This window comes from Halobaculum roseum (genome assembly GCF_019880245.1).
In the GTDB taxonomy this organism is placed as follows: domain Archaea; phylum Halobacteriota; class Halobacteria; order Halobacteriales; family Haloferacaceae; genus Halobaculum; species Halobaculum roseum.
Genome location: NZ_CP082286.1, coordinates 2,310,367 through 2,332,086, shown reverse-complemented (window position 1 = coordinate 2,332,086; position 21,720 = coordinate 2,310,367). Strand labels below are relative to the sequence as shown.

Annotated in this window: 23 protein-coding genes and 1 tRNA gene; 9 read left to right on the top strand and 15 right to left on the bottom strand. The window is 69.9% G+C overall.

What is annotated here, in order from left to right; translation table 11 throughout:
- Positions 1 to 25 precede the first annotated feature (25 nt).
- The 3 genes from K6T36_RS11780 to K6T36_RS11770 all read right to left on the bottom strand — a co-directional run bounded on the left by K6T36_RS11780 (position 26) and on the right by K6T36_RS11770 (position 1,500).
- A complete protein-coding gene (locus tag K6T36_RS11780; RefSeq protein ID WP_222921456.1) occupies positions 26 to 580 on the bottom strand; it encodes a GMP synthase subunit A in 555 nt (184 codons plus the stop codon).
- 141 nt (positions 581 to 721) lie between these two features.
- Positions 722 to 1,309 carry a DUF7097 family protein gene (locus K6T36_RS11775; RefSeq protein WP_222921455.1) on the bottom strand — a complete coding sequence of 196 codons (588 nt, stop codon included), beginning with the start codon at positions 1,307 to 1,309 and terminating at the stop codon, positions 722 to 724.
- A gap of 47 nt (positions 1,310 to 1,356) precedes the next feature.
- Complete coding sequence (locus tag K6T36_RS11770; protein ID WP_222606742.1) at positions 1,357 to 1,500, bottom strand: rubrerythrin-like domain-containing protein; 144 nt, start codon at positions 1,498 to 1,500, stop codon at positions 1,357 to 1,359.
- A gap of 305 nt (positions 1,501 to 1,805) precedes the next feature.
- On the opposite strand from K6T36_RS11770, the gene K6T36_RS11765 reads away from it, so the two are divergent.
- The 4 genes from K6T36_RS11765 (at position 1,806) to K6T36_RS11750 (ending at position 3,560) form a co-directional block, all read left to right on the top strand.
- Entirely contained in the window at positions 1,806 to 2,186 is a 381-nt protein-coding gene (locus K6T36_RS11765) for a DUF192 domain-containing protein (RefSeq protein WP_222921454.1), read from the top strand.
- A 64-nt stretch (positions 2,187 to 2,250) separates the two neighbouring features.
- Positions 2,251 to 2,589: a hypothetical protein gene (locus tag K6T36_RS11760; RefSeq protein ID WP_222606740.1), complete on the top strand. Its 339-nt coding sequence runs from the start codon at positions 2,251 to 2,253 to the stop codon at positions 2,587 to 2,589.
- Positions 2,590 to 2,684: 95 nt separating this feature from the next.
- Positions 2,685 to 3,014, top strand: a complete 330-nt coding sequence (locus K6T36_RS11755) for a DUF8081 domain-containing protein (RefSeq protein ID WP_222921453.1) — start codon at positions 2,685 to 2,687, stop codon at positions 3,012 to 3,014.
- 72 nt (positions 3,015 to 3,086) lie between these two features.
- Positions 3,087 to 3,560, top strand: coding sequence for a redoxin domain-containing protein (locus K6T36_RS11750; RefSeq protein ID WP_222921452.1), 474 nt, complete (start codon positions 3,087 to 3,089; stop codon positions 3,558 to 3,560).
- A 373-nt stretch (positions 3,561 to 3,933) separates the two neighbouring features.
- On the opposite strand, the gene K6T36_RS11745 is transcribed toward K6T36_RS11750, so the two are convergent.
- Positions 3,934 to 4,018, bottom strand: a tRNA-Ser gene (locus K6T36_RS11745).
- 109 nt (positions 4,019 to 4,127) lie between these two features.
- Between K6T36_RS11745 and K6T36_RS11740 the strand changes: the two genes are divergently transcribed.
- Positions 4,128 to 5,108, top strand: coding sequence for an AAA family ATPase (locus K6T36_RS11740; RefSeq protein WP_222921451.1), 981 nt, complete (start codon positions 4,128 to 4,130; stop codon positions 5,106 to 5,108).
- A gap of 18 nt (positions 5,109 to 5,126) precedes the next feature.
- Here K6T36_RS11740 and K6T36_RS11735 read toward each other — a convergent pair whose 3' ends face one another.
- The 7 genes from K6T36_RS11735 to K6T36_RS11705 all read right to left on the bottom strand — a co-directional run bounded on the left by K6T36_RS11735 (position 5,127) and on the right by K6T36_RS11705 (position 11,187).
- Positions 5,127 to 5,621, bottom strand: coding sequence for a DUF7519 family protein (locus K6T36_RS11735; RefSeq protein WP_222921450.1), 495 nt, complete (start codon positions 5,619 to 5,621; stop codon positions 5,127 to 5,129).
- On the bottom strand, positions 5,618 to 6,979 hold the full coding sequence (locus K6T36_RS11730; protein WP_390182336.1) for a DUF58 domain-containing protein: 1,362 nt from the start codon (positions 6,977 to 6,979) through the stop codon (positions 5,618 to 5,620). Before K6T36_RS11730 ends, K6T36_RS11735 begins: the two co-directional genes overlap by 4 nt.
- Positions 6,976 to 7,554: a DUF7269 family protein gene (locus tag K6T36_RS11725; protein ID WP_222921449.1), complete on the bottom strand. Its 579-nt coding sequence runs from the start codon at positions 7,552 to 7,554 to the stop codon at positions 6,976 to 6,978. Before K6T36_RS11725 ends, K6T36_RS11730 begins: the two co-directional genes overlap by 4 nt.
- The gene (locus tag K6T36_RS11720; RefSeq protein WP_222921448.1) at positions 7,551 to 8,555 is read right to left on the bottom strand and encodes a DUF4129 domain-containing protein; all 1,005 of its coding nucleotides are present in this window, start codon (positions 8,553 to 8,555) and stop codon (positions 7,551 to 7,553) included. Before K6T36_RS11720 ends, K6T36_RS11725 begins: the two co-directional genes overlap by 4 nt.
- A 165-nt stretch (positions 8,556 to 8,720) precedes the next feature.
- Positions 8,721 to 9,860, bottom strand: a complete 1,140-nt coding sequence (locus K6T36_RS11715; protein ID WP_222921447.1) for an MDR/zinc-dependent alcohol dehydrogenase-like family protein — start codon at positions 9,858 to 9,860, stop codon at positions 8,721 to 8,723.
- 179 nt (positions 9,861 to 10,039) lie between these two features.
- Entirely contained in the window at positions 10,040 to 10,471 is a 432-nt protein-coding gene (locus K6T36_RS11710) for a universal stress protein (protein WP_222921446.1), read from the bottom strand.
- A gap of 170 nt (positions 10,472 to 10,641) precedes the next feature.
- Positions 10,642 to 11,187, bottom strand: coding sequence for a response regulator (locus tag K6T36_RS11705; protein ID WP_222921445.1), 546 nt, complete (start codon positions 11,185 to 11,187; stop codon positions 10,642 to 10,644).
- A gap of 171 nt (positions 11,188 to 11,358) precedes the next feature.
- On the opposite strand from K6T36_RS11705, the gene K6T36_RS11700 reads away from it, so the two are divergent.
- From K6T36_RS11700 to K6T36_RS11685, 4 genes are all read left to right on the top strand, one after another.
- The gene (locus K6T36_RS11700) at positions 11,359 to 13,200 is read left to right on the top strand and encodes an SLC13 family permease (protein ID WP_222921444.1); all 1,842 of its coding nucleotides are present in this window, start codon (positions 11,359 to 11,361) and stop codon (positions 13,198 to 13,200) included.
- A gap of 798 nt (positions 13,201 to 13,998) precedes the next feature.
- A complete protein-coding gene (locus K6T36_RS11695; protein WP_222921443.1) occupies positions 13,999 to 14,724 on the top strand; it encodes a DUF1028 domain-containing protein in 726 nt (241 codons plus the stop codon).
- A 72-nt stretch (positions 14,725 to 14,796) separates the two neighbouring features.
- Positions 14,797 to 15,231 (top strand): hypothetical protein, encoded by a 435-nt coding sequence (locus tag K6T36_RS11690; protein ID WP_222921442.1) that lies wholly within the window; start codon positions 14,797 to 14,799, stop codon positions 15,229 to 15,231.
- On the top strand, positions 15,224 to 15,742 hold the full coding sequence (locus K6T36_RS11685) for a DUF7965 family protein (protein ID WP_222921441.1): 519 nt from the start codon (positions 15,224 to 15,226) through the stop codon (positions 15,740 to 15,742). Before K6T36_RS11690 ends, K6T36_RS11685 begins: the two co-directional genes overlap by 8 nt.
- A 37-nt stretch (positions 15,743 to 15,779) precedes the next feature.
- Here the strand turns inward: K6T36_RS11685 and K6T36_RS11680 are convergent, their stop codons facing one another.
- From K6T36_RS11680 to K6T36_RS11665, 4 genes are read right to left on the bottom strand one after another with little or no spacing between them, the layout of a single operon-like run.
- Entirely contained in the window at positions 15,780 to 17,981 is a 2,202-nt protein-coding gene (locus K6T36_RS11680) for a dipeptide ABC transporter ATP-binding protein (RefSeq protein WP_222921440.1), read from the bottom strand.
- A complete protein-coding gene (locus K6T36_RS11675; protein WP_222921439.1) occupies positions 17,978 to 18,916 on the bottom strand; it encodes an ABC transporter permease in 939 nt (312 codons plus the stop codon). Before K6T36_RS11675 ends, K6T36_RS11680 begins: the two co-directional genes overlap by 4 nt.
- The gene (locus K6T36_RS11670) at positions 18,916 to 19,869 is read right to left on the bottom strand and encodes an ABC transporter permease (protein ID WP_222921438.1); all 954 of its coding nucleotides are present in this window, start codon (positions 19,867 to 19,869) and stop codon (positions 18,916 to 18,918) included. The genes K6T36_RS11675 and K6T36_RS11670 overlap by 1 nt, the downstream gene beginning before the upstream one ends.
- 21 nt (positions 19,870 to 19,890) lie before the next feature.
- On the bottom strand, positions 19,891 to 21,552 hold the full coding sequence (locus tag K6T36_RS11665) for an ABC transporter substrate-binding protein (RefSeq protein ID WP_222921437.1): 1,662 nt from the start codon (positions 21,550 to 21,552) through the stop codon (positions 19,891 to 19,893).
- Between the last annotated feature and the right edge of the window lie 168 nt (positions 21,553 to 21,720).

Here is a 21,720-nt window from a genome sequence, read left to right as displayed (position 1 = left end):
CGCCGATCGGAGAACTCGAGGGCGACTACCGACAGATCTCGACGAAGTTCTCGAAGACCTCCTGCCCGCGCTCGGTGTGGCTCACCTCGGGGTGCCACTGGACGCCGTACAGGTCGCGGTCGGTGTCGGACATCGCCTCGACGCCGCAGACGTCGCTGTCGGCGGTGACGGCGAACCCGTCGGGCGCCTCGACGACCTCGTCGGCGTGGCTGGCCCACGTGCGCGTCTCGGGCGCGAGCGACCCGACCAGGGGATCCTCGTCGTCGCGGATCCGTACGTCGACATCGGCGTAGCCGCCGTAGTCGCCGGACTCGACGCGGCCGTCCAGTTCCTCGGCGATGAACTGCAGGCCCAGGCAGATGCCCAGCACGGGCACGCCCAGGTCGAGGTAGTCGGAACAGCGGCCGACGCGGTCCATGCTCGGGCCGCCCGAGAGGACGATCCCGTCGGCGTCGATGTCGTCGGGCTCGGTGTCGTTGTCGAGGATCTCCGAGTCGACGCCCACGTCGCGAAGCGCCCGGCCCTCGAGGTGTGTGAACTGTCCGTGGTTGTCGATGACCACGATGCGCGGCTCGCTCATGGAGTGAATTGCGCGGACGTGGTGAAAAGCAGCCCGCTTCTCACCGAGCGATGCACGGATATGCGTACATCACCCGTCGCCGTCGCGACCGGTCCGCTCGTCCCCGACTCGACCGGCCCGCTCGTCGCCGGCGCGTCCGCGTCACTCGTCGCCCCGGCGGTCGTCGCCGTACCGTTCGTTGGCGGAGGAGAACCCCAGTTCGCCGAGTTCCTCGCCGCGGCGGCTCTCGCGCTCGGCGACCGCCTCCGGATCGGGGCTCGCGTCGTCGTCGACGCGCGCGAACGACTTGTGCACCTTCGTGTGACACCACCGGCACAACCCCACCGTGATCTCGTGGGATGGGCTCCGATTCGACTCGCTGTCCGGCGATCTCTCCGGTTCACCTTGGCGTCCTCCCTCCGTCGACCCTTCCCCGTACGAGAGGTGGTGCTCCTCGACGAGTGGTCGGCGGTCGTCGTGGGCGATCCGGACCTCCTCCAGCCCACACCGCGCGCACGCCTTCGCGTCGGTCGTCGACCGGTAGTGGGGGCAATCGCGCCAGTCGGCGTCCTCGTCGGCGGCGACGCAGGCGTAGTCGGCACGGCGCCGCTCGGCCGCGAACTCGCGGTCGTCGCCGGCGCGTTCGAGCGCGAAGCGACAGCGACCGTCGCCCGTCAAATGGTCACAGCGGCCGGCGAACTCGTACGGGTCGTCGACGCCGACCGGCGTCCCGTCTGGCGTCCGCTCCATACGGGGACTCGCGTCGCGCTCGGGTAAAAACGCTCACTCCCTCGGGATCACTCCCGTGGGACGCTGATATCCTGTAGGTCGCCGCCGCACTCTGGACAGGCGCTCGGGCTGTGCTCCGCCTCGATGCGCGCCGAGCACGTCCGGCACTCGAAGACGCGCACCGTCCCGGTGTGGTATGGGTCCGGACGCATGTATCATGGTAACGATGCACACGATAATAAGCCCCGCGGTCGTTCGACATCTGTGTTCTCCGTTTCGCCTCTTCGTCATTCGATTTTGGCGAATATCTGTTGTTCATGGAAACCACCTTCATTCGGTCGATTGCAGAGGCAGAGTGAGCGAGAGTGTGACAGGGTGAGAGGATGAGAGAGTGAGTCGAGGAGAGTTCACACGAACGGCGTGCCGAGACGACGAGAGCGGCGTGCGGGTTGCCCGCGTCGCGAGCGCGGTCGCGCGAACGGATACGTTCATACCCCCTGCCCGTCCACCACGCCCCGTGCGAGTGATCCACCGGTCCGCGGCCATCGACCCGGAGGACGAGGAGCCGTCGGCGCCGCGCGAGCACGTCCTCGCGACGGACGTCGACGTGGCCGACTCGTTCCGGTCGCAGGCCCGCGGGCTGATGTTCCGTCGGTCGGTGCCCGACGACTACGCGCTCGTGTTCCCGTTCGAGGAGGCAGACTCGCGGAGCCTCCACATGTTGTTCGTCCCGTTCGCCATCGACGCGCTCTGGCTCGTCGACGGCGAGGTGACGAAGGCGAAGCGCCTCCGGCCGTGGGTCGGGCTCGGCTGGGGCACCGCGGACACGATCATCGAGCTGCCGGCCGGCGCCGCGGAGGACGTGGAGCCCGGGGACATCGTCGAGGTCGTCGAATAGCCGACACCCGTCGTCGACGCGGATACCGTATACCGTTATGACAGATCACGCCCAAGCGTCGGCCATGCGCCGAGCGACGCTGGCGGGTGCGCTGCTCGTCGGGAAGGGTCTGGACGCCGTCTCGACGGTGGTGGTGCTCCACCTTTCGGACTCCGTGCGCGAGTCGGTGCCGCTCTCGCGGGCGCTGATGGCGTGGCTCGGTCCCGTCGGGGGGATGGCGCTGCTCACCGTGATCACGATGGTGATCGTCGGCCTCCTCGCGGAGTCGGGCGTCCTTATCGACCGCCTGGTCGGCGGCGAGACCCCCGACTGGTACGTGCCCGGGCTCCGCGCGGCGGTGTATCTCGGCTGTGCGACGTGGTTCGGGCTGATCGGGCTGTGGAACTTCTCGCACCTGCTGTGACGCACGGGGGGCGTGAGCGACGGGACGTCGAAACCGCGGCCGCGACGCCGTCGGAACTCCGGACGTATTTATCGGATGCCGTACTATGCGGGGGCGTGAGCTACCTGGTCGAGGTGAAGCCGTCCGCGCGCAAGGCGAACGCGGCGGTCGGTCACGCGGTGCTGCGGGACGGCACCCGCCGGGAGTTCGGCGACCGCGGCGCCGCGGAGGCGTGGGCCGACGGGCTCTCGACGGGCGCCGACCGCCCGGTGTGGATCCACGCCGCCCACCCCGCCGACGACAGCGAGGTCGACGGGTACCTCGTCTCCCGACAGCGCCAACTGCTCGACCTCGACGGGGCCTACGACAAGCGACGGCGACGCCTCCGCGGCGGCGACGACGGCGACCCGGGAAGGCTCGACGCGTACGCCGACGGCGGGGAGTGACGTGCCCGTCGGCGTCGTGCGGTACACAACCGAGGAGGATTTACTATCCACGCGGTGATACGATCCGTCGTCATGGTGTCGCAAGGAGACGCCGCGCCGACGTTTACCGCGACGTACAAGGGCAGCGACCACGAGACGTTCGACCTCGACGACCACCTCGGCGAGGGGCCGGTCGTGCTCGCGTTCTTCCCCGGCGCGTTCACGCCGCCGTGCTCCAACGAGATGGTCGCCCTGCAGGAACACCACGCGGACTTCGCGGCCGCCGACGCGACGCTGTTCGGCGTGAGCGCCGACTCGGCGTTCTCACAGGGCGCGTTCGCCGACGAGTACGACCTCGAGTTCGGCCTCGTCAGCGACATGGCCGGCGACGCCATCGAGGCGTACGACCTCTCGATGGACATCCCCGACCTCGGACTGTACGGCGTCGCCAACCGCGCCGTGTTCGTTCTGGACGACGACGGACGGGTCGCGTACGACTGGGTCGCCGACGACCCCACGAACGAACCCGACTACGGGGAGCTGCTGGCGGCCGTCGAGGACGCCTGAATCGACGCGACCGGCTTCCCCCGTTTTCTCGCAGGATCCCGCCGCCCAGCGGTGCCGCCGGAACGCTTGGATTCGACAGGCGCCGGGGCGATGGTCAGGGCGACCGAGCCCGATTCTATATCGCGAATAACGGTATATAGTGTGAGTTTCGTCTTCCGGACCGGATCGGCATAGCTCGTCGAGATCACTACGCTCACTGTCCATATCATCTGATATCCGTCGATAGAGGGATTTGAACTTCGCCGAGACGGTCGGTCGCTCACTTCGTTCGCTCGGCGCTGCGACTCGGCGGTTCAAATCCCTCCGAAAGTCGTTTCGCGCTCACGGGTGCGAGAGACACGTAGGACTCTCGCAGTCTTGTTCGCGCGAAAAGCGCCGAGGGAGAGATTTGAACTCCCGAGTCCGAATGGACAGCAGATTTCGAATCTGCCGCCTTGGCCAGGCTAGGCTACCTCGGCTCACCTTCACGTCGGGCGGTCAGCCTGTAAACCGTTTCGGTTCGATCGACCGTGTGCCACGCCACACCGAACCCCGAGGCTTCTTGCCGGTCGAACACCCCAACCGAACATGGACGTTCCCGACGCGAGCGCGGCCTGCGAGGACGTGCTCGACACCCTCCGCGCCGCGATCGTCGCCGACGACGCCTTCTTCGAGGACATCCTCCTGGGCCTGCTCTCCCGCGGACACGTGCTCATCGAGGACGTGCCCGGTACGGGCAAGACGCTCACCGCGCGGTCGATGGCGACCGCGCTGGGGCTGTCCTTCTCGCGCGTACAGTTCACCCCGGATCTCCTCCCCTCGGACGTGACGGGCACCACCGTCTACGACGAGGGCACCGCGGAGTTCGAGTTCTCGGAGGGGCCGATCTTCGCGAACGTCGTCCTCGCCGACGAGATCAACCGCGCGCCGCCGAAGACGCAGGCGGCGCTGTTGGAGGCGATGGAGGAGGAGCAGGTGACCGTCGACGGCACGACCTACGAGCTGCCGGAGCCGTTCTTCCTCATCGCGACCCAGAACCCCGTCGAGCAGTCGGGGAACTTCCCGCTTCCGGAGGCCCAACTCGACCGCTTCACGGTGAAAACGTCGATGGGATACCCGGATCTCGACGGCGAGATCGAGCTCCTGCGCCGGCGCGCCGGCCGCGGCGAACAGGACCCCAGCGTCGACCCGGTGCTCGACGAGGGACGGGTGCTGGGCGCCCGCGAGGCCCCCGAGTCCGTCCGCGTCCACGACGACCTGCTGGAGTACATGGCGGCCGTGACGCGCGCCACCCGGGGGGACCGACGCGTCGAGGTCGGGGTGTCCCCTCGGGGCACCCAGCGGCTGTTCGAGACGGCTCGCGCGGCGGCGACGCTCGCGGGACGCGAGTACGTCACGCCCGACGACGTGAAGCGCGTCGCGACGCCGGTGCTCGCACACCGGCTGGTGCTCACGCCGGACGCGAAGGTCGACGACGTGGCGAAGGCCGACGTGCTCCGGGCCGTGCTCGACCGCGTCGAAGTGCCGACCGTTCGCGACGCCGAAACCGGGACGGAGCCCGCGGAGTAGTCGGGGACCGGTCGGTTCTCATCTGACGGCGCTCACCAACGCGATCGCCCCGACCAGCAGGAACACGAGCGCGACGACCGGCTGTCCGCCCGCGGCGGCGACGTAGACGCCGAACGACACCGCGGCGGCGACGGCGCCGACGGCGACCGAGCCGGCCGCGTGGGTCGCGACGTTTCTGGTCACGTCCGTCTCGCGACCCAGTTGTTCCCCGAGCCCGAGCGCGTGCTCGCCCAGATCCCACGACAGCGCCGCCGCGAGGCCGCCGACGAGCAGCGTTCCCGGCCCGGCCCCCGAGACACCGCCGGCCAGCAGGACGCACGTCGCGAGCGCCGCCGCGCCGGTACCCAGCACGCGCCGCGATCCGACGAGCGTGCCGACGGCGACGAGCGCGACGCCGGCCGCGCCGAGACCGCCCGCCGGGGGCGACGTGAGCCCGAGCGCCGCCGCGCCGAGGGCCGCCGCCAGCGCCGCGAGCGCGACGCCCAGCCGGGGCGGCTTGCGCGTGACCGTCATCGCGACCACCGCGCGGCCGCGCGCTCCAACTCGGTCGCCAGCGACTCCTCTCCCCAGTCGATCACGCGGATGCCGGCCGAGCGGAGCCGCGAGAGGCGATTCGCCCGCTCGATGCCGGCGAGGCGGTGGCCCGGCGTGTCGTCGGCCGTCGAGTCCGGGGAGATCACCGTGACCGCGTGGCCGTAGGCGTCGAGCCGACGGGCCACCGTCGCGGCGTAGTCGTCGGGCAGGGGCGTGCAGAACAACACCTGCGCGTCCGCGGGGAGCCACCGCCGGAAGCGACGTACCCACGTCGTCGGGAGGAAGCGCTCGTCGGTCGGCGTCGGCGCCAGCGCGGGGTGAGTCGCCAGCAGCTCTCGGGCCCGCGCGGCGTGGTCGTCGCCGACGCCGGGGTCGAGCCGGCAGTCGCCGGGGCCGAACGCGGCGACCCCGACGCGGTCGCCGCTGTCCAGCAGCGCGGGCACCGCCTGCGAGGCCGCCTCGACGCTCCGCTCGACGGCGTTGGGCGACTCCGCGTCCGGCGCGAGGTACGCCTCCTCGCGGGCGTCGATGCAGACGACGACCGTCGCCGCGCGCTCCTCGCGGAACTCCAGCGTCGAGAGCTCGCCGCTGCGGGCGTACCGGGCCCAGTTCACTCGCTTCGCGGGGTCGCCGTGGCGGTACTCCCGCGTGGAGTGAAACTCGATCCCGGACCCGCCCACGTCCGTGGGCACGCGCCCCGAGTAGACGGTCGTAAGCCCGCGGAGGGGCAGCGACGCCGACGCCTCCAGCTCCGGCGTACACCGGAGCGTCGTCGCGCCCCCGGCGTCCATCCGGGCGTCGCGCTCGCGCGAGCCGCTGGGATTTCGCGCGAGCACGTGGACCGGATCCCACTCGTGGACGCCCCGGATCGCCGTCACGCGGTAGCTGACCGTCGCCGTCCGCCCGGGTCGCAGCGCGGTGCCGAGCCGCGCGGGGGCGTCCGTCGCCAGCGCCGCCGGCACGCCGTCGACCAGCCGGAGGTCCGGGAGCACGCCGTCGCCCTCGTTGCGGACGCGCAGCGTGACGGTCACCTCCTCGCCCGGGTCGGGGGTCGGATCCGAGAGGTCGCGCTCGATCGTCACGTCGATGTCCGGCGCGGAGTCGCCACGGGCGTACGCGGCGAAGGCGACGCCGAGCGCGCCGACCAACAGGAGCGGCGGATGTCGCAACAGGACGCCGAGCCCGACGGGGAGGAGCGCCAGCGCGGCCATCCCCGTCCACCGCCCCGTCGGTACGACGCCGCGCGGGCGGATCCGGCCGAGCGGGTCGGCGTTGCGGCCGTTCGCGCCGGTCGACCCGTCGGCCGATCCCCGGCCCCGGGAGACGCTATCGCTCACCGATTCACCCCCGAGAGCGTATCGAGGGCGCCGCCCTCGGCGCCGGCGGCCGAGAGCGCGTCGACGGTGTGGACGACCCCGTAGCGGAACTCCGCGTCCGCGCCGAGCAGCCGCCGCAGGCGCGCCCCGGGCGGCGGCGAGACGTCCGTTCCGAGGAACCACCCGGCGACCGGATCGTCCGTCCAGGTGCCGTCGTCGACGGCGTCGGCGACCTCGCCGTCGGCGTAGTCGCCGCGGGCGCGAAGCGTCTCCTCGGCGACCTCACGGAGGTGGTGGTGGAACTCCCGGCGGCGCTTGATGCTGGCGCGGGAGAACCCCCCACGGGAGATCAGTTCGTCGTCGTCGTCGCCGGGAACGGGCACCTCGTAGCGGTCCTCGGGATCGCCAGTCTCGGTGGCGCGGTGCTCGACCGTGCGAGCCTCGTTCGCGTACCGGAGCCCCTGCACGAGCGCGAGCACGCCCGCGCCGGTGACGAACACGTACGTCAGGTCGAACAGCCCCGCGAGCCCGCGCTGGACGACGACCACGAAGCCGAACGCGACGGCGGCGACGCCGAGGGCGGCGACGGCTCTCACCGGCGGACACCCCCGCCACGCCGGGCGTCGGTCCCCGTGTCGCCGTCGTCCGGGAGGTCTCCGTCGGCGTACGCCTCCTCGATCCGGCGCAACGCGGCGACGGCCTCGCGCTCGCGCTCGGGGGTCGCCGGTTCGTCGCCGTAGCGAACGGCCTCGAACAGGTCCGTGAGCGCGGTCACGTCCTCGCGGACCATCCCGGCGTCGACGGCCGCGGCCGCGAACTCCGCGGGCGTCGTCGACCGGGGGTTCTCGACCGCCAGCGCGCCCGTCATCTCGCGCCACGCGCGGTACACCTCGTTCTCCAGGTCGGCGTCGGACTCCAGCCGGTCGGCCGCCTCGCCCGCGCGGGCGCCGACCTCGCGCCGGCGCTCGGGCCCCGGCGGCTCCGGGGGTTCGTCGGCGAGTTCGTCGTCGTCGTCGCCGGTGGAGACGAACAGGAGGAGGACGCTCCCGAGGATCGCGACGACCAGCAGCAGCCCGACGATGGCCGTCGGCGCCGAGAGCGCCTCGCCGGCGGCGTTCGCGCCCGCGGACCCGCCCCCCGAGGGGAGCAGCGAGGCGTTCTCGGCGGCCGACTGGGCCGCGCCGACGGCGATATCGGTCGGCTCCGACCCGCAGGAGATCAGCCCCAGGTACAGCACGCCCAGCGGGAACAGCGCCGCCGAGACGAACATGCCGCTGAGGAGCCACGAGCGGGTCGTCCGGTACATCGCCGCGAGGAACAGCCCGACGCCCGCGAGTAAGGCGATCTGTACGCCCGGCCTGGTGAGGAACTCGACGCAGATGCTCACACTGAGGCTCGCCTCCCCGGACGGCCCGTCGCCGCCGAGGTCGGCGGCGCCCTCGTCCTCGGCGCCGATGCCGGACTCGTCCGTTGCGGAGCCCGCCCCGAAGCCGTCGCTCGCGGTCGTCGTCGCCGAATCGAGCGTCGCGGCGGCGACGCCGAGCGCGAGCACCGCCAGGAGGGCCAACGCCGCGGTGACCAACGTCCGTCTGTCCACGATGTGGTCCGCTAACGCGCCCCCGGGCTAAGGGATTTCGACGCACCCGCGATCGTCGCCGCCGGTCGTCGGTCGTCGCAGGTCGCACGGCCGGCGACGAACCGAGGCGTCCACGTCGGCGACGAACCGAGGCGTCCACGTCGGCGACGAACCGAGTCGCCCGCGTCAGTACGTCAGGAGCACCTGCACCGCCTCCTCGGGTCGGCGGTCGAGGAGGTCGTACGCGTCGGGCGCCTCGGCGACCGGGATCCGGTGGGTGACGAGTCGGTCGGTCTCGATGTCGCGCAGCCGGCGCCACGCGGTCGCGAGGCGGCGCCCGACGGTCCACCGGCCGCGTCGCTCGGGCGCGAGCGTGCTCACCTGGCTGGCGCGGATGTCGATCCGGCTGCGGTGGAACCGGCCGTCCAGCGACAGCTCGGCGGGCTTGGTGCCGTACCACGACCCGACGACGACGCGACCGTCGTACCCGGTCGCGTCGACGGCGTCGTCGAGCGCCGCCGGGTTGCCCGACAGCTCGTACGTCAGGTCCGCCCGGTCCGGCGAACGCGACTCGTCGCGGTCGCCCGCCGGCGTCGACGGCGACGCCGACGCGGGAGCGGAGGCGGGGGCGGGAGTGGACCCGGGATCCGGGTCCTGATCCGCGGATCCGCCGACCGCCCGGCCGCCCCCCGGGCCGTCGGCGAACAGGGACTCGGGGTCGACGGCGTCCGGATCGACGCTCCGGTCGGCGCCCATCGCCTCCGAGCGGTCGCGTCGGCTGCCGAGCGTTTCGACGGTCACCAGCTCCGCCAGCGGGAACGACGACAGGATCGCCGTCGTGAGCAGCCCGATGACGCCCTGGCCGAACACGACCGCGCGTTCGCCGATCGCCGGCTCGCCGTCGAGCGCCAGGGTCACCGCCGTCTCGACGTTCGGGAGGAACACGGCCCGCTCGGGCGAGATCCCGTCTGGAACGCGGCTCACCGCCTCGACGTCGACGACGAACTCGCTGGCGTGCGGGTGGAACGCCAGCACCGTCTCGCCGTGCCACCCCGGGTCGACCCCGGGCCCGACCCCGGTCACCGTCCCGACGGTCGAGTAGCCGTACGGGAACGGGTACGAGAGCGACCCCGACAGCGACGGGAGCGTCTCGTCGACGGCGGTCTCCGGGTTCATCTCGCCGCGGTACAACAACAGCTCCGTTCCGGGGCTGATCGCCGACGCCGTGGCCTCGACGACGAGCTCGCCCGGCCCGGGATCCGGCACGTCCATCTCCCGCACCGTCACCTCCCGGGGGCCGGTGAAGTACACCGTCCGTCCCGCCACGGGTTACCACGCCCCCGGTGTGGCGAGCGGTGTAGCGAGAGCACTACGGGCGCGACCGCCGGACGCGCCCCGCGAGAGCGCGTCCCGTACTCCGTCGTGGGCTGTCATCTTCCGTACCAGGGGCTACGTCGGTATAATTGCTCGGGCGAGATCGCCGGACGGACCCGAGTCGTCGCTCGTCACCCCTCGTCCTCTCGGTGGCGGACCGTGAGCACCGGCACGTCCGAGAGGCGGACGACCTTCTCGGTGACGCTGCCGAGGAGATATCGGTCCAGCCCGGTGCGACCGTGCGTGCCCATGACGACGAGGTCGATCCCCTCGTCGTCGACGTAGTCGAGGATCTCGCGGTGGGGGACGCCGGTCCGCAACGCGGTGACCGCCGTCACGTCCGCCGCCGCCGCGCGCTCGGCGACCTCATCGGCCGACTCCCGGGCGCCGGCCTCGAGGGTGTCGTAGATCGACCCGAGTCCCTCGTTGACGGTGTAGATGGGCTCGACGACCGCAAGCGCGTGCAACGTCGCGTCGTACGTCTCGGCGAGGTCGATGGCCCGCTCGATGGCGCCCTCGACGGCCGTGCTCCCGTCGGTGGGAACCAGGATCCGGTCGTACATGTGAGGACCGACGCGAGCGAACGAGTTGGCTCCCGTGGACGGTTCCCGGATCGTGGCGACCGTCGCTCCGCGTCCTCGGCGCGTTCGGACGGGATCGCCGCAGCCGTGACCGGAAGGCGAGAGAAGGATTCGCGACAGGTTCGTCGGATCGGTGGAACTCTCCCCGCGGCTCACGCGACGTCGGAGAACGCCGCCTCCGCGCCGACCGCGTCGAGGTGGTCGTCGAGTTCCGACCGGACCGCCTCGATGTCGTCACACAGCGTCGCGTACGCGTCCGTCGAGGTCTCGCCGGCGATCTCCAGGGCCGCCTTCTTCGACGCGAGCGCGAAGAACTCCTGGCTGCGCTCGTCGTACGACGCCCGCTCGATCAACACGTCGACGAGCCCGATCAGCTCCGACTCGTCGACGGGCTTGACGCGGTAGTCGTCGAACGGCATGTCGACGATGTCGACCGTCGGCTCGACCGCCGTGAGCATCGCGACGCGACAGTCGATCTCCGCCGCGCGCAGCTCCCGGAGAACCTCCTCGCCGTTCATCCCGGGCATCCGTCGGTCGAGCAGCGCCACGTCCACCGAGTCGTCGGCGACGGACAACGCCTCCTCCCCGTCGGTCGCCGTCTCGACCTCGTACCGATCGCCGAGATACGCCTCGTACAACGAGACCAACGCGGCCTCGTCGTCGACGAGGAGGACGGTCGCGTTCGCGTCGTCGCTCACGGCCCCCCCAGTCGCCGTCGCGCCGGATCGTTCGTCCGTGAAGCCATACGGTAGCTGGCTCGGTGCCTCCACAAATAGCCATCCGTCGAAGTATTATCATTGAGAAACCGATTCGAGGCCGGTACGGACGCCGGCCGATCCAGTAAAGAGACTGCGTGAACCTCCCTGAGTATGCCGATCGTCGAGGTATCGGGGATCACCGTCGTGTTCCTTCTCATCGTCGCCGTGTTGACGGCGTTCCTCACCGAGGTCGTTCCCAACGATGTCACCGCGATCGGCGTCGTCGCCGCGCTCGTCGTCCTCGAGCCGTGGACCGGCGTCGGCACGCGGGAGGCGATCTCGGGGTTCGCGAACCCCGCGACGGTCACGGTCATCGCGATGTACATGCTCAGTGCGGGCGTTCAGAACACGGGCATCGTCGAACGACTCGGCGTCTATCTCGCGGAGTTCACCGCCGGACGGGAGTTCCGGGCGCTCGTCGCGACCGTCTGCACCACCGGCCCGATCGCGGGGTTCGTGAACAACACGCCCGTCGTCGCCGTCTTCGTGCCCATGGTCACCGGCCTCGCCGAGAAGTCGAGCATGAGCCCGTCGAAGCTGCTGCTCCCGCTGTCGTACGCCGCCATTCTCGGGGGCACACTCACGCTCGTCGGGACGTCGACGAACATCCTCGCCAGCGACTTCGCACGCATCCTCATCGACGGTCGCGACGGAATCGGGATGTTCGAGTTCACGGGGCTCGGGATCGTGCTGCTCGTCGTCGGCATCGCGTACCTGCTGACCGTCGGTTGGCGGCTCACGCCGGCCCGCGTTCCGGTCGATAGCGACTCGGTCTCGGAGTTCGATCTCGACGAGTACCTCACCGTCATGTACGTCCGCCCGGAGTCGCCCGGCGTCGGCGTGTCCGTTGCTGAGTTCGACAGCGCGTACCCGGAGGTCCGCGTCCTACAGGTTCGCCGGGACGACACCGCGTACGCCGGTCCCCACTCGGATCGGGTCGTCGAGGCGGGCGACGCGATCGTCGTCCACGGCTCGCTGCAGGCGGTCAACCGGTTCCGCGAGGAGGCCGATCTCGGACAGCGGGTCCGCGAGTCGGTGACCGAGGACACGTTCGAGTCGACGGCCACCGACGGCGTGCTCGCGAAGGCGGTCGTCCCGGAGCGCTCGTCGTTCGTCGGGGAGACCGTCGCCCAGGCCGGCCTCCACGAGTACCACGAGACGAGCGTGCTCGCGATCCGCCGCGGCGGCGACCTGTTCCGCACGGACCTCCGCGATCGGACGCTACAGGCGGGCGACCTGCTGCTTGTTCGGACCACCCCCGCGTCGATCCGGTACTTCACCGACACCGGCGACCTCGTGGTCGCCGACGAGCGTGCCCTCGACCGCCTGGCGACCGCGGACATCGACGATATCGCGCCGCTGTCCCCGAAGACGCCGACCGCCGTCGGCATTCTCGGCGGCGTCGTCGCGCTCGCCGCCCTCGACGTGCTCCCGATCGTGATCGCGGCGCTGGCCGGCGTCGTCGCGATGGTCGTCACCGGCTGCCTGACGAGCGCCGACGCCTACGACGCCGTCTCGTGGAACGTCATCTTTCTGCTGGCGGGCGTCATCCCGCTCGGCATCGCGCTGGAGTCGACGGGCGGTGCGGCCGTCGTCTCGGCGTTTCTCGTGGCGGCCGGCGAACACCTCCCGCTGATCGGCGTACTGTTCGTCCTGTACGCGATCGCCGGCGTGCTCGCCAGCGTCATCACTCCGGTGGCGACGGCGGTGCTGCTGATCCCGGTCGGCGTCACCACGGCCGCCCGGCTCGGCGCCAACGAGTTCGCGTTCCTCCTGGCGGTGATGTTCGCGTCCGCGACCTCGTTCATGACGCCCGTCGGCTACCAGACGAACCTCATGGTGTACGGCCCCGGCGGCTACGAGTTCACCGACTTCCTGCGGGTCGGCGGCCCCCTCCAGCTACTCCTCGCCGTCGTCGCGACCGTCGGTATCGCCGTCATTTGGGGCGTCTGAGGCCGTTGACGATCGGTTCTCGAACGGCGCGTTCGTCGCCGGCCCGCCGGCGGCGACGACGACACGGACGGCGACTGCGCTACCGAGGACGACGCCGTCGGTCACGCGGCGTGAAAGCCGAGAAGCGGCTTCGTCGCCGAGGCGTTCAAGGGTACGGATTCAGCGCCAGGGAGAACGAGGTGAGCTACCCATCAGCCGTGTCTCATCGGCGAGCCCGTGATATCAAATAACTATCTGCTCGTCTTTCCTATCTTTATGATTATGTTTAGAGACGGTCCGGGTTTCGGATTCTCGTTCCCCGGACCGTTGCCACGGCCGTGTTCCGCGTGCGTCGGAACCGCCGCTGTTTTCGGCGATTTCGGCTCACGTTCGGCGGATCGATGCTCTTCGGTCCCTGAGAGCGGTGAGCGATCGGTACTGTCCGGTGTCGAGATGGACCACAGCCTCTTCGGCCGTGATTTGGCCCGGATCGCTGCCAGTTTCGGCCGAATCTAGACACGTGGGACCGATCGTGGACGGTCGACCGATCTCGGCACCCACCACACATAACATATACTACACATAAATTTCTAAGATAGTATTTGAAATGGATAGTTCAGCGAAGACAGATCACATGCTGGGCGACAGCAGTGGCCCCGGCGTCGATTGTCGCTCCGGGAGGCGAGTCGCTGACGCCAGTGACCGACGGCGAGCAGCTGGGGGAAGCGGATTATCGGAGGGAGAAAGCGGGTGATCGACAGAAGGAAACGGGTGATCGGCGGGAGGATGTAGGCGATCGACGGGGAGGGGTATTCGTATATGGGCGCCGCCCGACGGTCGAGTGTGAGTACCAGCCACGAGTACCCCGGAACGTTTTCGATCGCCGTCCGAGATCCGGAGGCGAACGCGTTCGGCGCGGCCGTGACGACCGGGACGGTCGCCGTCGGCGCGACCTGCCCGTACGTGAGCGAACACGCGGCGGTCGTCACGCAGTCGTACACGAGAACCGAACACGGCCGCGACGGCGTGGCCCGAGCCGACGACGGCGAGCCGGTGGACGAGGCACTGGAGTCGCTTCTCGACGCGGACGAACACGCCGCCTACCGACAGGTCCACGGCGTCGGCGAGGACAGCGAGTTCGCCTTCACCGGGGACTCCTGTGTCCCGTGGTGCGGGAGCCGCGTCGGTTCCGAGTTCACCGTCGCGGGAAACATGCTCGCCGGGCCGGAGGTGCTGGAGGAGGCGGCGACCGCCTACGAGACCGGCGACGGCGACGTGGCCGACCGACTCGTCTCCGCGCTCGAGGCGGGCGAGGCGGCCGGCGGCGACGAGCGAGGGGAGCTGAGCGCGGCGCTGCTCGTCGCCGCGCCCGAGCCGGAGTTCTACCACAACCTCCGGGTGGACTACTCCGAGACTCCGGTGGCCGACCTCCGCGACCTGCTGACCGAGGCGCGCTCGGCGCGCGATAGGATCCGCGCCGGTACCGACGAGGCGTTCGACGGCGACTATCCCGAGGAGATACTGGAGTTCGGGATCAAGTACTGACGACGGCGAGTCGCACGGGGCCGGGTGGCCGAACCCCCGGTTATTTGTCGCCTCCGGAACCATTGAACGCCGATGTCAACGGCCCTCCACCTCGCTGTCAGGACGGTTCACCTGCTGTCGATGGTCGCGCTCGTCGGCGCGAGCGCGGTCGCCTGGTACGCGTTCCGAACGCCCGCCCGCCCCGCGCGAGCGACTCTGCTCAGAGTCGAGTGCACCTTCTGGGCCCTCCTGGGGCTGTTGCTCGCGACGGGCGTCGGGAACGTCGGTTCGCTCGGCGCGCCCGGCCCGGGGACGCGATGGGGCGGGCTGCTGGCGACGAAGCTGCTCGTCGTACTCGGCGTGGTCCTCGGGTCGTTCCTCCGGACGAGTCTGGTACTGCGAGCGCCCGGGGGGGAGGAGCTACGACGGGAGAGCGAGTTCGGACCGGTCCTCGAAGGGAGCTATCTTGCGACCACCGTCTCGCTCCTGGCCGTCGTCGTGCTCGCCGAGGTGCTCGCGCATGGGTGAGTCGACCGACGTCGACCGGCCGGACGCCGCCGCCGACGGCACCGAGGTCTGGCTCGTCGCCACGTTCAACCTCGTCGCGTTCGCGCTCCCGCTGGTGCTCCTCGGTCACCTGTCCGGGGCGCTCGCGGACGCCCTCCCGGGGCTGGGGACCGTCCCCGGCCTGGCCGGGTTCGGCTACCTCTGGGTGCTGAACTGGCTGTCGACTCGCTGGGTGTTCGCGAAGGGCGGTCTCGGACGCAGCGAGACCGGAGGGACCGGCCGGCTCATCCTCCGAGGGACCGCCGGCGGCGCGCTCGTCGGCATGGGGTTCGTGGTTGGCATCGCGCTCGCCGTCGCCGCCGTGAACGTGGTGGTCCACGGAATGGTCGACGTCACCGCGTCGGTCTTCCTGCTCGCGATCGGCGCGGCCGCGGGGGCCGTCGTCGGTCTGGTCGTTGGCCTGCTGTTCGGACTCGTCGACGTCGCGCTCTACCGGTCGAGCGCGGCGTTGGTCCCGAAGGAAGCGTCGTAGGAAGGCCGACGAGGAGCGCCGTCCGGAGGCCGGACGGTCAGTCCGAGTCCGCCCCGGGGGCTTCCGGGGTCGGCGTCCCGATGAACGAGTCGCGCTCGCTCATCTCCTCGACCGAGAGGTGACACGAGATGCGGTGTCCGTCACCCATGTCCTCCAGGTCCGGCACGTCCGTCTCGCAGACGTCGCCGATCTTCTTCGGGCATCGCGTCTGGAACGGACAGCCCGACGGCGGGTCGATCGGGGATGGGACGCTCCCCTCGAGCAGGATCCGGTCCGGCCTGCGCCGCGGGTCCGCCTCGGGGACCGCCGACAGGAGGCTCTCGGTGTAGGGGTGGAACGGCGCCGAGAACACCTGATCGACGGTTCCGAACTCGGCGATCTTGCCGAGGTACATGACCGCGACGCGGTCGCAGCTGTGGCGGACGACGCCGATGTTGTGCGAGATGAACAGGTACGCGAGCCCGCGTTCCTCCTGGATCTCGTTCAGGAGGTTGAGGATCTGCGCCTGGACGCTCACGTCGAGCGCCGACACCGGCTCGTCACAGACGATGAGCTTCGGCTCGACCGCCAGCGCGTGCGCGATGGCGACGCGCTGCTGTTGGCCCCCGGAGAACTCGTGGGGGTATTTGGAGGCGGCCTCCGCGGAGAGGCCGACCCGTTCGAGCAGTTCGCCGACGCGGCGGCGCTTCTCCTCGCCGGTGGCGATGTCGTGTTTCTCCATCGCCCGGCCGACGATCCGCCCGACGGTCTTTCGCGGGTTCAGCGAGCTCCCGGGGTCCTGGAAGATCATCTGCATCTCCCGGCGCAGGCTGCGGACCTCGGTGTCGCCGAGCTCGTGGAGCGGCTGCCCGTCGAAGTACACCTCGCCGGCCGTGGGCTCGAGGAGTCGAAGCGCGGTGCGCGCGACGGTCGACTTCCCGCAGCCGGACTCGCCGACGAGCCCGACGGTCTCGCCGGGGTAGACGTCGAAGTCGATCCCGTCGACCGCCTTCACGTAGCGTCGCTCGAACGTCGGGAACCCGCTCTCGCCGCGCGTCAGCGAGAGGCTCCCGAACGCGCCGTCGCCGGCGGCGAAGTGCTTCTTCAGTCCGCTGACCTCGAACAGCGGCTCCCCGCTCCGGTCGACCTCGTCGCGGCCGCCCTCGGTTTCGGGCGCCGCGCTCTCCGAGAGGTCCAAGTCGTCCGCGTGGATGCAGGCGGCCCGCGAGGACGACCCCGAAACGCGGTCGAGCGCCGGGTCGCCGCCCGCGCGACAGTCCTCCGTGGCGTGGGGACACCGCGGCGCGAAGTTACAGCCCGAGGGGAGGTCTGCGAGATCGGGCATCGACCCATCGAGCGTCGGCAGTTCGTCGTAGGAGGCGTCGACCTCCGGGATCGAGTCGATGAGCGCCCGGGTGTAGGGGTGGCGGGGGCGGTCGAACAGGTCCTCGAGCGGCGCCGTCTCGACGAGGTTCCCGGCGTACATCACGCCGACGTGGTCGCACGTCTGTGCGACGACGCCGAGGTTGTGCGTGATCATCAGCACCGCCGTCCCCTCGCGCTCCTGCATGTCGTTCAGGAGCTCGAGGATCTTCGCCTGCGTGGTCACGTCGAGCGCCGTCGTCGGCTCGTCGGCGATGATGAGGTCGGGTTCACAGGAGAAGCCGATCGCCACCAGCACGCGCTGGCGCATCCCGCCGGAGAACTCGTGTGGGTAGTCGTCGACGCGCTCCGCGGCGTCGGGGATCCCCACGTCGTCCATCGCCTCGATCGCCTGTCGGTGCGCCTCGTCCTTCGAGGCGCCCTGGTGGCGGCGGATGGTCTCGGCGATCTGTTCGCCGACGGTCATCACGGGGTTGAGCGAGGACATCGGGTCCTGCGGGATCATCGCGATCCGGTTGCCCCGAACGTCCCGCATCTCCGGCTCGGAGTACGAGAGGAGGTCCTCGCCGTCGAACAGCACTTCGCCGCCGGTGATCTCGCCGGGGGAATCGATGAGGCGCATGAGCGAGCGGGCGGTCACGGACTTGCCCGCGCCCGACTCGCCGACGAGCCCCATCGTCTCGCCGTGGTCGAGGGTGAACGACACCTCGTCGGTGGCGACGACCTCGCCGTCCTCGGTCCGGAAGATCGTCCGGAGGTCGCGGACGTCGAGCAGCGGCGCGTCGGCGTCGCGCTCGGCGGCCGTCGCGTCGCGTTCCCTCGTCGCGTCCGTCGTCTTCGTGTCCGTCGCCGTCGCGTCCGGTGTGTCGGCGCTCATTCTATCGCCTCCACCTTCGGGTCGAGCACGTCGCGCAGCCCGTCACCGAGCATGTTGAACCCGACGACGGCGATACCGATCGCCAGCGCCGGGAACAGCAGCATCCACGGCGCGGTCTCCATGAAGCCGCGACCCGTGTTGATCATGAGTCCCCACGAGGGTCGGGGCGGCTGTGCCCCGAGCCCGAGGAACGAGAGGCTCGCTTCCGCCAGGATGGCGAACGAGACGTTCAGCGACCCCTGCACCAGCATCGGGGCGGTACAGTTGGGGAACACCTCGCTGAAGACGATCCGCGAGTTGCTCTCGCCCCTCGCGACGGCCGCCTCCACGTACGACTCGCTGCGTTCGGCCAGCGCCGCGCTCCGGGAGACCCGGGCGATGTACGGCGTGTACACGAACGCCAGCGCGATGATGACGTTGCTCAGCTCCGGCCCCAACACGACGAGGAGCGTGAGCGCGAGCAGGACGGGCGGGAACGCCATGGCGGCGTCCATCAGTCGCATCACCAGTTCGTCGGTCAGTCCGCCGGCGTAGCCGGCGATGACGCCGAGGACCGCGCCGACGGCGAGCGCGACCGAGATGGCGCCGAAGCCGACGTACAGCGAGATCCGGCTCCCGACGACGACGCGGCTGAAGATGTCGCGGCCGAGGTCGTCGGTCCCGAACGGGTGCGCCAGGGACGGCGGCTGCGTGCGGGCGGGGATGTTCGTCTCCGCGACCGGGTACGGAGCCAGCGAGAACGGCTGGATCGTGACCCCCTGGACGGCGATCGGTCGCGCGAAGATCGCGACGACCACGAGCGACACGACGATCGTCAGCCCGAGCATCGCCTTCGTGTTGTTTCGGAACTTCCGGGCGAACCGGTGGATCCGCTCGCGCTGTGCGTCGTCGAGTTCGAACCGGCCGGTCGCTCGGTCGCTCTGTTCGGTCGCCATCACTCCTCACCCCCGTAGCGGATACGCGGGTCGAAGTAGGCGTACAGCAGGTCGGCCGCGAAGTTCGAGAACATGTATATCAGTGCGACGACGATGATGCACCCCTGGATCAGGGGGATGTCGCGACTCTGGATCGCGGTCAGCGTCAGCCGGCCGATGCCGGGCCAGAAGAACACCTCCTCGAGGACGACGACCCCGCCGAAGGCGTAGCTGAACTGGAACGCGATGACCGTGATCACCGGGATGACGGCGTTCTTGAGCGCGTGTCGCAACACGATGACGCGCTGGCTCATCCCCTTCGCCCGGGCGAGGTTGATGTACTCCTCGCCGAGCACCTCGATCATGGACGACCGAGTCATGCGCATGATGTAGGCGGTGAGCGCGAACCCCATCGCGCCGGCGGGCAACACGAGGTGTGAGAGCGTCGCGACCGGGTCCTCGCTCGGCGGGACGTACCCGCCGGTCGGGAAGTAGCCCATCCACACCGCGAAGACCAGGATGAACACCAGCCCCCACAGGAAGATGGGCATCGAGATGCCGACGAACGCGAACATCGACGCCGAGATGTCCGGCGCCTCGTTCTGGTTCACGGCGGCGTACACGCCCAGCGGGATCGACAGCAGGACCGCGACGAGCGTGGCCGACACGGCCAACAGCAGCGAGCGCGGCAGTCGCTCGGCGACGAGCGCGGCGACCGGCTCGCTGAACCGGAGCGACTGTCCCATGTCTCCCTGCAGCAGTCCGACGACCCAGTCGAGGTACCGGACGTACAGCGGTCGGTTGAGTCCCATCTGTGTCCGGAGCGCCTCCAGCGATTCCTCCGTCGCGTTCGGCCCGAGGATGAGCAGGGCCACGTCTCCCGGCAGGATGTTGGTCACGGCGAACGCGATGACCGTGACGAAAAACAGCGTCACCGCCATGAATCCCATCCGGCGCAGTACGTAGTTGTACATCGATGAGAAGAATGAGAGGGGTTACCGGTCGAGCCAGTTGTCCTGGAACTGGAGCGTGGACCCGTCCGGCGCGCCCATCGGCCCCTTGTACTCGGGCTGGGCGGCGTAGATGCTCGGCTGCCACCACAGCAACAGGTGTCCGGAGCGCTCCTCCTGAAGGATCTCGGTCGCGTCGTGGTAGAGGTCCGCCCGCTCGTCCTCGTCGTAGATCGTGCGGGCCTCCTCGACCAGGGAGTTGTACTCCTCGTTCTCCCAGCCGGTGAAGAAGAACGCCCCGTTCGGGTGGAGGAACTTGTAGAACGACACGTCCGGGTACCACAGCGCGAGGTACGAACTCGTCGTCGCCTGGAAGTCGCGGTTCGAGTAGACGTCCGAGAGCCACGTGCTCCACGTGATCTGCTGGATCTCCAGGTCGATGCCGGCCTCGGCGGCGTCGGCGGCGATCACCTCCGCGCCCTGCACCTGCGTCGGGTACGACTGCGGGATCTTGAACGTGGCCGAGTAGCCGTCGGACATGCCCGCGGCGTCGAGGTGCTCCTGGACCTTGTCGAGGTCACGTTCCCGCGGCCCGAGGTCCGGGTGAACGTAGGGGCTGCCGGGCGCCGCCGGCGACGCGGTCGTCTGCCCGGTGCCGTAGAGGGCCGCCTCGGCGACCTTCTCCTTGTCGATGGCGTAATCGAGCGCCAGCCGCGCGTCCTTGTTGTCGAAGGGCTCGCGGTCGCAGTTCAGCCCGAGGTACACGAGCGACTTCGGGAACTGTGTCTCGAAGCGGACGTTGGAGTTGTTGCGGACGCTCTCGGCGTCCCGCGGCGCGATGCCGTTGATGAAGTCGTACTCGCCCGCGTTGAACGACTGCAGGCGGACGCTGGGGTCGGGGATCTCGCTTTTGACGATCTCGTCGATGAAGGGGCCGTCCTCGTCGCTCGCGCCCCAGTAGTCCTCGTAGCGACTCATCGTGAACGAGGTCTCGACCTCCCGGCTCTCGAACCGGTAGGGACCGGTCCCGATCGGCTCCTCGACCTGGTCCTTCTCCGCGTTCTCGGCCGGCATGATCGCGAGTTCGGCCGTCGCCATCTTGGCGATGAACGGCGCGAACGGCCGGTTCAGCTTGATCTCGAAGGTGTAGTCGTCGGGCGCCCGGAGCTCCTCGACGTTCTCGAAGAAGCCGGTCGCGAGGAAGTCGCCGTTCTGGACGCGCTCGTAGGTCGCCAGCACGTCCTCGGAGGTCATCTCCGAGCCGTCGTGGAAGGTGACGCCCTCGCGCAGTTCCATCGACAGCAGCGTGTTGTCCTCTTCCTGCTCCAGGGTCTTCGCCAGGTGCGGCTCGAGCGAGTAGTCGTCCTGGAGCTTCACCAACTCCTCGTAGATGTTCTCGAGGACGCGCTTGGACGCCGCCGAGGTGTCGATGTGCGGATCGAGCCCCTGCACGGGGACGGCTCCGCCCCACTGAAGCGTGCCGCCGACCTGTGCGCCGCCGGGATCGGCCGTCGGCGTGCTCTCTCCGCCGCCGTCGGACCCGCCCCCGCCGCCGCCCCCGTCACTGTCGCTGTCGGTTGAACCCGAGTCGCTTCCGGCACAGCCGGCGAGCGCGGTCACGCCCGTCGCGCCGACCGCGCTGAGGAACGCACGACGCCTGGCGCTGCGGCTATTCGTGGGATCTGACCCCTTGCTACCGTCTTGCATACACCTGCTACGTTCGATTCACCCTACATAAGTATTCGGTTCACAGTGCGATCAGCCGTTCGACAGGTGTGCGGAGACACGACCGAATTCCGACTGTGCGCCGGCCGGTGTCCGCGGACGGCGACCGACCGTCCGGGAGTCCGCCGACTGACGAGAGGGGGTCGGTTC